Raw genomic sequence first — 11608 nt, 5'->3', positions numbered from 1 at the left:
AGGGGTAGCGGGCGGCGTCGGGCTGTGGTGTCACGTGGCCTGGCCTGCTCCCGGAAGAAGGCTGCCGTTCGTGAATCACTCCGACCCCGAGCCCGGCGAGAACGCTGAACCGTCGAGCACCGGCGGGCTGCCGCGGCGGAGGTGATCAGGAACCGCCCCCGGCTCAGGGGAAGAGGGCGCGGGCGGCCGTGCGGAAAGCCTCTTGCGTCATCGGCATGAGATCGCAGAAGTCGACCAGCCCGCCGTCGCGCAGCGCCGGGTCGTGCGGGATGCGCACCATGGTCCGCACGCGGCTGCCGAGTCGGCCCTCCGCTTCGGTGAGACCGGACTGCCCTTCGGCCGTTCCCGTCACGTCGGACAGGACGAGGACGGCCTCGGACACGAGCCGGGCGTGGCCGTGCTGGTCGAGCCAGGTCAGCTCCGCCGCGGTGTCCGCCAGTTGCCCGGGGTCCCCGGAGCAGGCGACCACGAGCCGGTCGACGTCACCGAAGGTCCCGCGCAGCGACGGCCCGGGCGGCGCGAAGCCGGCTGCGTAGTCGATCACGAGGGTGCCCAGCCCGCGCATGCGGGACAGGATGTCCCGGTGCTGCCGGGGCGGGGGCGGTGGCTGGCCGGCGGGAGCGTACTGGTGCACGAAGTCCGCGCCGTTGGAGTCCTTGAGCGTCACCCAGCCCCCCGAGGGGGTGAGGGCCAGGGCGTCGGGGGAGATGGTCGCCGACACCCGGGGGCCGGGGGAGACCTGCCCGTACCCGGCCGCCTCGTCGGTCGCCATGCGGTATCCGATGACGTTCGCCGCGGGATGGAACGGCAGCATCAGTACGGGGGGACGCCCGGGAGCGGGTTCGGCCTCGGCGACGGCGGAGGCGAGCTGCACGGCTACGGTGGACCGCCCGCAACCGGTTCCCCCGCCGAAGATCAGGGCGAGACGGCCCTGGCGGCCCGTCCTGCTGTCGGCCGGCCGGATGACCGTCCGCGCGCCCGCCTTCCTGCGGCGGAGGAGACCACGGCGAGGGGGCTGCTCGGGGCGGCCCGGCAACCGGAACCACTTCGTGAGCTGCCGCCCGCGCCGCCCGGGCTCATGGACGTCCGTGTCCTCGTCGTCCGAGGCGAGTTCCCTCCCCGGCACGAGGGGTACTTCGGCCTCGGGCGGCAGCGGCACCGGGTGCAGGAGGTGTGGATCCGGCGCGGCCCGGGAGGACAGGTCGAGCCGGGCGTCGTCGATGAGGACCCTGGTGCTCTCGGGGAGCCACCAGGAGAACGGCTGCAGGAACGCGTCCCGGGGGACGCGGTCGCGGAAGGCGGCCAGCAGGGACTCCGCCGACATCGCCCTGTCACGCGCGGGCAGCGTCAGGAACGGGCGCAGGACGGCGGACAGGCACGGGTCCGTGATCTCCTCGGCAAGCTCGTGACCCACCGTCTGTGCCCGGGCGTCGTCGTCCCCGGTCAGCAGGGGGGCAAACTGCGCCCCGCCCGTCGGGTGCCAGTCCGTACGGGCCCCGAGAAGTCCGAGGAGAGCGGCGAGCGCGCGCACGTCCGCCCCCGTCCGGCCGGGTGCGGGGGCGGCTCCCGGGTCGGCGATCCGGGAGCGGTGCCAGCCGACGAGCAGCGGTCCGTCGAGGGTGAGCAGCACGCGGTCCGCCGACAGATGGCCGTGCACGACTCCCGCGTGGTGGCTGTGATCGAGTGCCGAGGCGAGGCGCTGGCCGAGCACCAGGATCAGGTCCGTGCCGAAGCTCTCGTGGAGCCGGAGCCCCTGGGCGAGGGTGCGCAGCGTCGGTGCGCCCTGCCCGAGCCGGGTGAGCGCGCCGGTGGCGGCGGCCCAGGAGTTCCTGGCGCCGCCCAGGTCGGCGTCGAGGAGCGAGGGGAGGCAGGGGTGATCGAACCGGGCGAGGGCGAGGGCTTCCCGGCGGATCACGGACGCGCCGCGCGCCGTGCTCGCACGGATCACCGCGGTGTGCCGGCCGTCGGTTCCGGCGTAGAGGGAGGGCCCGCCCGGTTGCCTGGCCTGCCAGGTGAGCCGGTAGTCACCGAGGGACTGGACGCCGTCGGTGGCCGACCAGGTGGTGTTCGTCTGCGAGTAGCCCACCATCGGGAACTGGGGGTAGATGCTCCCCGGGGGACTGAACCGGATCTCCCGCGGCAGCGTGGGCTGTTCCGCCCACTCCTGTGCCGAGAGCCCGCTCAGCCCGAGCCGGTCCTGGAGCGCGGGACTCAGCCAGGCGAAGGCCGTGGTGTCGTCGGCCAGTCGGCTCGTGCCGTCGGGGCGGCTCAGCCAAGCGGGGAAGTCCGGTGACCGGCCCACCAGTTCGGCGATGTGCTCGGACACCCGACGGGTGGAGGCGAGCACTTCGGTGGTGGGGACGGCGTCCAGGAGGATGTCCCGGGACCGGCTGGTGAACGCGAAGACCCGCTGCTGGGGCAGGACCGCGGCGGCGGGTGATCCGTCTCCGGCCTCGGCGGGACGGAGCATGCCGCTCAGGAACACCTCGGCCAGATGGGCTGTGGTGACCGGGCGGGGCAGGGAGCGGACCACCAGCCGCATCACCGGGATCGTCAGCGGTGACACCGCCGCCAGGTGTGCGGCCAGGCGGTAGGCCTCGGGGGAGACCGCGCGGCGGAACCGCTGCACCTGTGCGTCGGGCCGGACGCGGCGAGCCCGCCCCTTCGTGTGCGAGGAGGCTCCGGCCCCGGGCGGACGCTGTTGCTCCGCCGCGTCGGCGTCCCACAGGGCGAGCACCCTGCTGGACCCACCGGACGCGGTGACCACGGCCCACTCGGCGAACGCCTCGGGCGACGGCGTCAGGACCGGGACGGGCGTCATGTCGAACGGGGCGAGCGCCTCGGGCAGGACGGGATGACGCACCCGCCAGGTGGCGTTGGCGGCCCCCGGGCCCGGTGACTGCACCGACCAGCGCCGGGTGGGCAGTCCGGAACCGCGCCACATCCGGGGCGGCAGCGTGTGGATCACCGCGGTCGGGCCGCAGGCGGCCCAGCGCGACAGCACGGCTCGCATGGCACCGGTGCGCCATCCGGGTCCGGCCCCGTCGGAGATCACCAGGGTCATGGTGCGGCCCGACGGGTCGGTGAGGACCTCGGCGGACACGGTCGGCGCGCCGGGGACGAACGGACGGGAGCTCAGCCGGGGCATCCGGCCGGGCCGCAGCCGCAGTCCGTAGGTGCGGATCTGGCGGAAGGCGCCGAGGTGTGCGAGCAGCGAGTTGAGCTCCGAACACAGCTGCTGCCACAACAGCATCGAGACGCCGTCGTCGACGACCACGGTGAGGTCCAGCCAGCGGTCGCGGGCGGGTCGCGTCACCACGTCGAGGAGGCCCGAGTGGGCGATCTGCGCGGCGGTCCCGGCTTCGTCCAGCCGCTCGGCCGAGGGGTGCGGGCGGTACTGCTTCAGGGGGCGCAGCGCGCGTGCCGTCCGTAACGGGAGGGCGAGTGCGTGCGGATGGGGGATGCGTACGGGCAGGGCGCGGCTCCGGTCCTCCTCGGGCCGCTCGTTCTCCGCCGCCGTCCCGGGATCCGGGGCGTCGGATCCGCCGTCGGGGCCTTGGTCCGCCATGGTGCCGTCGTCGGGGTCCCGGTCCCCCGTGCTGCCCTCGTCGGGGCCGGTTCCGTCGCCCCCGTCGGCCGGCGCCGCTTCCGCGGGCGCGGCCCCGGCGGCGTGCAGTTCGGCTCGCGGGGCTCCCGCCGCCGGCGACTCCGCCCTGCCGGCCCTCTCCTTCGTCTCGGGCCATGCCGTCACCGGCGGGGCACCGGGTCCCCCGGTGGTGCCGGGCGGACGGGCGTCCCCGCCCAGGAGGCCGGCGGCCACCGCCAGAGGCGCGTCGGCGGGCATCCGCTCGGCCAGCCACAGGCAGTCGGCCAGCTCCTCGGCCGTGACGTCGAAGCCGACGTCCCGCAGCAGGGAGAGCAGACGGCCGGGCATGCCTACAGAGCACCCCCCAGCCGGTGCAGCACCGCTTCCAGCAGTCCTTCGGCGTCCAGATCGACCCCGCCCAGCCGAAGGAACGCGGCGTTCAGCAGCTGGTCCGTGGCCAGCTCGCCGGGTGCCCGCTTGGCCAGGAACGCCCGTACCAGATCGTCGACCTGGGGCAGCGCGTCCGCGCCCAGATGGGCCGCCACGATGGCGCGCAGCCGCTCCTCGTCGGGGTCCGGCAGGTCCAGCCGCAGGCAGCGGCGCAGGAAGGCGGGAGGGAATTCCCTCTCGCCGTTGCTCGTGATGACGACGACCGGGAACTCCTGGCAGCGCACGACACCCCGGTGGACGGTCACGGTGTCGCCGCCCCGCGCGCTGTGGACCTCGATGTCGTCCTCGCCGGGCGGCAGCCGGGAGAGTTCGGGGATCTCGAACTCGCCCTCCTCGAAGACCGTCAGGAGGTCGTTGGGCAGGTCGACGTCTCCCTTGTCGAGCTCGTCCACGAGCAGCACGCGGGGGAGCCCGTCCGACACCAGCGCGGTGCCCAGCGGCCCGAGCCTGATGAAGTAGCCGATGCCGGGGGCGTCGCCGTCCCCCTGCCGCCGGAGGTTCGTCTCGCGCAGCCTGCCCACCGCGTCGTAGTGGTACAGCGCATCGGCCAGCGTGGACCGGCTGTTCACCGGCCACCGCAGGACGGGCCCCAGGGAGAGCTCGTGGGCCACCGCATGGGCCAGGGACGACTTGCCGGTGCCCGGATGGCCGGTGACCAGCAGCGGCCTGCGCAGGTGCAGGGCGGCGTTGACGATGTCCCGCTGGGTGGGCCCGATCAGATAGGGGCGGGAGTCCCCGGGGGCGCCCGCTCCGAGGGCCCCGGTGGGCTGCCGCTCGCCGAACCGCCGCCAGGGCGGCGCCGCCGGCATGTCCACCCGGCGCGGTGGTCCTTCGCCGCGGAACAGCCGCCAGCTGCCGGGGTCCTGCGGAGGGGTGCGTTCTGCTGCCGTCATGAGGTCGCGTCCTCCCAGGACGGGTCGCTCCAGTAGGGCTCGGGCGGGGTGCGGGACGCGTCGTCCCACACGAGTACGGGGGCCACCGCTTCCTCCCCGGCGCTGCCCGGCGTCCGCGCGCGGTGCGCCCGGACCCGTTCGGGCAGGCTGCGGGGGTGGCCGTTGAGCATGAGTGCGGTGAGCTGGTCGATCCGGCGCGGTGAGTCGTTGCGGTCCCACAGCGCGACGGGTATGCCCTGCGCCAGGCAGACGACCTGGAGCCGGGGGCGGTGCTCCGGAGAGCAGCCGATGGCGAGCCGACCCGTCTGCTGGTCCTGGTGCAGGAGCCGGTACACGTGCTCCGGCTCGCTGTGCTCCGGCATGAGCCGGGTGAACGCTCCCGCGGGGAAGCCCACGGACCGCGCCTCCCAGGCCCTCAGCCTCTTCAGCGACTGCGTGCGCAGTTCCGGGCACCGTACGACGACGGCGTACTCCACCCCGAGGACGGAAGGGAAGCCGCCGTCCGCGTCGCCGTCGTCCCAGCGGTCCACCGGGAGGTCGAGGTCCTCCGGCTCGACCACGAACTCGACCAGAGGCGATCTGCGTACCCGCACGGCGGCGGGGACCTCCCGCAGGAGGACGTCCTGGACGAGCCGGGCCACCTCCTGCGGACCGCGCGGCTCGTCGTCCGCCAGCACCTGCCGCACCACACCGTCCTCGCCGGTGCCGGGGTCGTACCAGACGGTGCAGAGGTGACCGCCCGACGGGGACCTGGTCAGCTGCACGGTCAGACGTGGTTCGGCGGGTGTCGTGCGGGCCCTTCTGACGTGGGCCCAGTCCTCCGCGTCGGTGCGCCGGGACAACAGGACCGACTCGTGCACGCCGATCCTCGCCGCCACCGCCGCGACCCACTCCCGCAGCTCGTCCCGCTGCGCGGTGGGCGTCAGGGCGGCGACGTACTCCACCGCCGTGAGCAGGGCGGGCACCCGGTGCGGGGTGTCGGTGGATCCGCTGTCGCCCCAGTAGTTCTCCAGGGCGAGCACGAGACGGCGCACGGCGTCGTCCGGTTCGCCGCGGCGCGCTTCGAGCGGCTCGTCCCAGAAGGTGGTGTTCACCAGTGCGTCGCGCGCCGCCTCTTCGAGCAGCCGGCCGGGCTCCCCCTCCAGGAGGGCCAGCAGGGAGGCGAGTTCCAGGGGTGTGAGGATGCCCGGGACCAGAGCGCCGCGGCACAGCGAGAGCAGCTTCAGCGCCGTCTCGCGCAGGGCACGGGGCAGTTCGTCGGTGAGGACGGCGGCGGCGCGGGGCTGGGTCAGTACGAGCTCCACCAGCGAGGCGACCGACGCGTCGGCCCTGGAGCCGGCCGGCAGCCCGAGAGCCGAGAGGACCCGGTGGGTGTGGCGCAGCCGCTGGTCCTCGTCCGGCAGGAGGTTCAGGACCACGGTGTGGAGTTTGTGCCGCAGCACCGGGGCGACCGCGCCGGACGGCCTTCGGGTGTCGCCGTGCGCCGGGCCGGCGGGGAACTCCGTGGCGTCCAGGAACCGTTCGACGGCCTGCCACGGGGCGACGATGGCCCGGCGCAGCACGTTCTCGCCGCGGAAGGGACCCTCCGGCGGTGACATCACCCCCAGCACGAGCCCGACCGACGCCTGTTCCTTGTCGCACCACAGGGGGCCTCCGCTGTAGCCGGGGCCGATCGCGGCGCCACGCGGCGCACCGTCCACGAATCCGTGGTCGTGCTGGACCGAGCCGACGCTGCTGTCCGCGTACGTGAACGAGGAGCCGTCCCCGTACCACGCGCGGACCTCCTGACCACGGTCCATGTACCGCCAGGACGCGGCGGCAGCGGGAGCCGCGGGCTCCACCGCCAGCTCCAGCACGGCCAGATCGCCGCCCCAGAGAGGCTCGCCCAGCACCACGGGAATGTCGGGGGCTCCCGCGCGGTGCGCGGCTTTCCACGCCACGAGCCGTGCGGGGAGCGCGGGCCCGTCGGGCAGACAGGGGAAGCGCACCCGCAGCGAGGCGTCCTCCGGGGCCCGCCGCGCGAACATGGTGCGGCCCAGCGCCTCGTTGACCACATGGGCGCAGGTCAGCAGCTGCCGCCGGCCCAGGTAGACGCCGCTTCCCACGACCCGGGCCGTGCCGGAGCTCAGGACCGACACCAGGGACAGCCGTGCGGCGTCGTGATCGGACGCGTCACGATCGCCCCGGCCGCGCATCTCAGCGGTCCGTGGCGGTCTGCTGTCCCAGGTGCCAGTTCGCGGTGACGGTCAGTGTCGCCTCGCCCGCCACGCCGACGACGCCCAGCTTGAGGTCGTTCCCGATCCTGACCCCGAAGCTGACGGATATCTCGTCGGGAGCATCGGGCACGGAGGCCGCGGTGTCACGGATCTGCTGAAGGAGGGGGACCAAGGGGGACAGCACCCCCCGCAGCGCGGTTCCGGCGACGGCTCCCAGCCGCGATCCTCTCGCCACGGGTACGGAGGTGCCGAAGCCGGGCGCCGAGGTCTCCTCGGGGGTGGCTGCCGGGAAGACCTGAAGCGCCAGCGACGACCCGTCTTCGAACGCGAACTCCATGAAGTCTGACACGGAGCAATCTTCTCCCAACTGGCCCGCCGATAGGCGCGATCAGGCAAAAAAGATCGGCCGGGAGAACGACCGCGAGGGCGCTCGCCCCGGCTGCCGCGGCTGTGGCTCGTACAACCAACCGGCCTCCTCCGTGGTCTTGCCCGACGACGCCCGATGATCGACATCGGCCGCCGGACAGGACTGAAGGACTTGATGAACCCAGCCAGACGCACGACCGCCACCGCCCTGGTTCTGGCCACGGCCGGCGGAGTGCTCTACACCACCGCCGTACCCGCCTCCGCGGCGGTGAGCTGCACCTCCCCCGTCTTCACGAGGCAGTTCTTCGCGAACACGACGTTCTCGGGTACGCCGAAGAAGACGGACTGCGATTCCGCGGTCAACCAGAACTGGGGCAGGGGCGCGCCCGCCTCCGGCGTACCGTCCGACCACTTCGGCGTGCGCTGGTCGGTGACGCGCGACTTCGGCTCCGGCGGCCCCTTCACCTTCACGGCCTCCGCCCGGGACGGCATGCGGGTCTACCTCGACGGCGTCCGCAAGATCGACGTCTGGAAGAACGGCTCCACGACCGTCAAGAAGACGGTCAACGTGACGATCCCCAAGGGCAAGCACACGCTCCGCTTCGACTACGTCAACTGGACGGGTGCCGCGAACGTCTCGTTCGCCTACGCACCGCGCACCTCCGCCACGTACGACAAGGTCAAGCCCCTCGCCCCCACGGGCACGGCCGTCTCGTACAACTCCTCCACCGGCGCGGCCAAGGTCACCTGGAGCAGGAACCAGGAGATGGACCTGGCCAACTACCGGGTCTACCGGCGACTGAAGGGCACGCCGTACGGAAGCAAGCAGCTCGCGACGACCACCGCCAGGTCGTACACCGACAGCACGCTGCCCAAGACGGGCGCGGCCTACTACTACGAGGTCCGGGCCGTCGACAAGGCGGGCCGTGTCTCCGTTGGCAGCCCCGACAAGCCCGTCACCACGATCGACAGGACGCCGCCCGCCGCGCCCTTCCTCGAATGGGACTCCTGCCCGGCCGACCAGCCGTACGCGGCACCGCAGTTGGTCACCACCCCGAAGAACGCGGCCGACATCGCCCGGTACGAGATGCAGCGGCTCGACGCCGCGACGAAGAGCTGGAGCACGATCTACTCCGGCACCAAGGGGGCGATCTGCGACACCGGCTACCGTGCCGACGGCAGCAGGGTCACCTACCGGGGCCGGGCCCGGGACGCCGCCGGGAACTGGTCGGCGTACTCGGCGGCCACCACGTTCACCACCCCCGACCTGACCCCGCCCGCCGCCGTCACGAAGCTCCGAGCCGAGTACCGGTCGGGCGTACCGCATCTCCTGTGGTCGCCCGTCACCGACGCCGCTGCGTACCAGGTCCTCCAGTACGACCCGGCGACCGGCGGTTACATCGACGCCCGCCCCGCGGGGACCCCCGGCACCCGGACGGACGTGGTGCCGCGCCAGTCGGCGGCCGTCGCCGACAGCTACCGGTACGCCGTGCGCGCCGTGGACGCCCAGGGCAACGCCGCCGCGCCGGTGGAGATCACGCTGAAGACGGCCGACCGGCCGGAGGCGATCCCCGCGTTCACGACCACGGCAACCAGGTTCGACGAGGGCGTGATAGTCGCGTGGAGCAGCGTCGACCCGTGGACGGTCGACGAACGCGCCCTCCCGACCTACAAGATCATCCGAACCGACACCGCGACCGGCGAGAGCGACATCGTCGACCAGTGCAAGCCGTTCACCTCGGTGGACCTGCCGCTGACCGCCCCGGACACGTACTGGACCTGGGCGGACGACAACGCTCCGCTGTCCGCCCGCAAGCAGGTCAACGGCACGTGCTGGGACGTCCGGGGGAAGTCGGAGACGAGGTACGAATACCGAGTCGTGACGACCGACCGCTACGGGAAGGCATCACAGCCCGGCCCGCCGGCCGAGGCGACCACCCCGGACACCCAGCGCCCCGCCCCGGTCGAGAACCTCACCGCGGAACGGGTCCCGCTCGGCGTCCGGCTGACCTGGACGCCGCCGGCCGACACCGACGTACGCCGCTACCACGTATGGCAGGGCGTCACCGACCCGGAGAGCGGTGAGACGGTCTGGAAGGAGAACTGCTGGTCCGGCAGCTCCCTGGCCGACACCGAGATCCTCTGCCCGACGGTCGCCGACGGCGCCACCCACGTCTACAAGGTGGCAGCCTCGGACGACCGGCTCCTGCACGACGACAACCCCCTCGACGTCCTCCATTCCGCCGAGGTCTCGGTCACCCTTCCCGACACCCGCCCGCCGGGCTGGACGGAGACCGACGTCCGCGAGGGCCAGTACCCGAATCTGTACGTCGGCTGCTCCGAAAGCTCCGGCCTGGGGGACTGCTCCCGCTTCACGGACTACCGCGTGGAACGCTGGGACCCCGCCACCGCCTCGTACGCGACCCTGACGGAGGGCACGACGGGCGACGCGGCGTACTACATGGACATGTCGGTGCACGAGGACCTGCTCGGCCTGTACTACTACCGCGTCGTACGCCTCGACGCCTCGGGCGCGGAAGCCGCGACGCGATCGACGGCGTACGGGATCTGGAACTCCTGGCTCTGACCGGGCGGGACACGGGGAGGGGGCCGGCGGCCGCTCCGGCCCCCTCCCCGCGGAGCCCACGGCGAGACCGCACGGGCAGCGGTCCGGCTCCGAGTCCTGTGCAGCGGCCGAAAGCCTGTGGCGGTAGATCAGCGGGTTCGGCATCATCCGCATGTGATGGTGATGCAGCCCGTTCTGGAGATTTTCGCCGCCGATGACTTCACGCTCTGGCCGGTCGGTGAGCACACGTCATTCGGCCACCTCGTCCTGAACGGGAAGCTGACTCCGGCGGAGGTCGGCACAGCCGTCATGCGGATCGCCGAATGCAACGACTTCGAGCCGGAGGAGGAGCACGGCCCGTGCCCGACCGACCCGGTGGGCACCTTCCTGCACGGGTTGCTCACCATGCCCGGCCTGTTCGCCGCCGGTGGATTCCGGGTGACCGACACCACCACCGGCACCGTCTTCGTCGAGCCGGGCTGCTGCAACGGCCTGGAGACCTGGCGGGACTGGCTGGACATGCTCGACGGCACCGGCTGTGCCCACTTCGGCCACGATCCCTACTCGACGGCCGAACGCGTCGGCGACATCGTCCGGCTGACCCACGACGCCCACGGAACGGACGGCGGCCCGGTGACCGAGCTGCCGGCAGACCAGGTCCGCATGCTCGTCGCGGGCGCCCAGCAGGACGTGCGGGACTTCCTCGGCCTTGCCGGAGCCTGGGCCGAACAGCACCTGCCGGCCCACGCCGCCCCTGTCACCGCCGCCCTGGCACGGGCCCTGGACCAGGCGCCCGCGCCATGACGAGTTTCCTGACCCACCGAGCACGCGTGCACGATGCCCGCCTTCCCCTCCACCGCCGGCACAGTGCGCTGCGGACCTGCCTCACCTGCTTCGCTCCGTACGGCCTGCGGGCGACGTACCACCACCTCACGCTCAGCGCCGCGATCCCCCGCCGGCTGGAGGCGGACCCGGACGCGCTGGTGCGGGCGGTGGAGGAACTGCACGAGGCGCGGGTGCTGTGGCTCGCGCGGGCGCAGGAGTACGCGGCGCAGCGCCGGGCGGAGAAGCGGGCCGGCCGGCGGGCTGTGCCGAACCCCCGGCCGTGGTGGCTGCGGAACTGGTGGGAGGACCCGAATCGCGCCTGGTACGACGCCCCGTCCCACCACCCGTCGCTGCGGCTGCCCGAGTACGTCCGGCGGCAGAACGCGATGCTGGACGGCGCCGATCTCCCCGGCTGTTCCGCCTGCGGGGACGAGGGACCACCGGTGTCGAACGCGACCGGCCACGGCTGGGTGGAGCTGTGCCGCGGCTGCGCGCGGGTGCTGGCGCCATGTCCCTGCGGGCAGCGGCACCGGGTCGTTCCGGAGACTCCGGTCAACTGGAACGGAATCTGGCGGCGGGCGCACATGAGCGACGAGGGAACACCGAACCCGCATCGGCCTGTGGTCCAGGGGCGCCCGGCAGATGATGACCGAAGCCTTGAGCACGATCTCCGGACGCCCGCGGACGCGGCGGTGGACGGGTGACG

Annotated in this window: 7 protein-coding genes; 3 read left to right on the top strand and 4 right to left on the bottom strand. The window is 73.1% G+C overall.

All coding sequences use genetic code 11. The features are described from left to right. Nucleotides 1-163 precede the first annotated feature (163 nt). Genes IE145_RS03380 through IE145_RS03365 form a run of 4 tightly spaced genes read right to left on the bottom strand, consistent with a single transcriptional unit; the run spans nt 164 to nt 7494 of the window. Entirely contained in the window at nt 164-3934 is a 3771-nt protein-coding gene (locus IE145_RS03380; protein ID WP_189518679.1) for an SAV_2336 N-terminal domain-related protein, read from the bottom strand. 2 nt (nt 3935-3936) lie between these two features. Further along, nucleotides 3937-4929 carry an AAA family ATPase gene (locus IE145_RS03375; RefSeq protein ID WP_189518678.1) on the bottom strand — a complete coding sequence of 331 codons (993 nt, stop codon included), beginning with the start codon at nt 4927-4929 and terminating at the stop codon, nt 3937-3939. Continuing rightward, nucleotides 4926-7124 (bottom strand): VMAP-C domain-containing protein, encoded by a 2199-nt coding sequence (locus IE145_RS03370; RefSeq protein ID WP_189518677.1) that lies wholly within the window; start codon nt 7122-7124, stop codon nt 4926-4928. Before IE145_RS03370 ends, IE145_RS03375 begins: the two co-directional genes overlap by 4 nt. 1 nt (nt 7125) lies before the next feature. After that, nucleotides 7126-7494, bottom strand: coding sequence for a CU044_2847 family protein (locus IE145_RS03365; RefSeq protein ID WP_189518676.1), 369 nt, complete (start codon nt 7492-7494; stop codon nt 7126-7128). 192 nt (nt 7495-7686) lie between these two features. On the opposite strand from IE145_RS03365, the gene IE145_RS03360 reads away from it, so the two are divergent. The 3 genes from IE145_RS03360 (at nt 7687) to IE145_RS03350 (ending at nt 11606) form a co-directional block, all read left to right on the top strand. Beyond that, entirely contained in the window at nt 7687-10098 is a 2412-nt protein-coding gene (locus tag IE145_RS03360; protein WP_189518675.1) for a fibronectin type III domain-containing protein, read from the top strand. Nucleotides 10099-10254: 156 nt separating this feature from the next. Then, complete coding sequence (locus IE145_RS03355) at nt 10255-10881, top strand: hypothetical protein (protein WP_308427797.1); 627 nt, start codon at nt 10255-10257, stop codon at nt 10879-10881. Then, entirely contained in the window at nt 10878-11606 is a 729-nt protein-coding gene (locus IE145_RS03350) for a hypothetical protein (protein ID WP_229825285.1), read from the top strand. The genes IE145_RS03355 and IE145_RS03350 overlap by 4 nt, the downstream gene beginning before the upstream one ends. The last annotated feature ends 2 nt before the right edge of the window (nt 11607-11608 follow it).

The sequence above is a fragment of the Streptomyces sindenensis genome (assembly GCF_014649035.1).
Lineage (GTDB): Bacteria > Actinomycetota > Actinomycetes > Streptomycetales > Streptomycetaceae > Streptomyces > Streptomyces sindenensis.
Note: the sequence above shows the minus strand (reverse complement) of the source record. Positions and strands in the feature narration are given on the sequence as shown.

What these genes read in the sequence shown, in the direction of transcription:
- IE145_RS03350 (WP_229825285.1), top strand. Translation starts at nt 10,878, where the DNA reads ATGACGAGTTTCCTGACCCACCGAGCACGCGTGCACGATGCCCGCCTT.
- IE145_RS03360 (WP_189518675.1), top strand. Translation starts at nt 7,687, where the DNA reads ATGAACCCAGCCAGACGCACGACCGCCACCGCCCTGGTTCTGGCCACG.
- IE145_RS03370 (WP_189518677.1), bottom strand. Translation starts at nt 7,124, where the DNA reads ATGCGCGGCCGGGGCGATCGTGACGCGTCCGATCACGACGCCGCACGG.
- IE145_RS03355 (WP_308427797.1), top strand. Translation starts at nt 10,255, where the DNA reads ATGGTGATGCAGCCCGTTCTGGAGATTTTCGCCGCCGATGACTTCACG.
- IE145_RS03380 (WP_189518679.1), bottom strand. Translation starts at nt 3,934, where the DNA reads ATGCCCGGCCGTCTGCTCTCCCTGCTGCGGGACGTCGGCTTCGACGTC.
- IE145_RS03375 (WP_189518678.1), bottom strand. Translation starts at nt 4,929, where the DNA reads ATGACGGCAGCAGAACGCACCCCTCCGCAGGACCCCGGCAGCTGGCGG.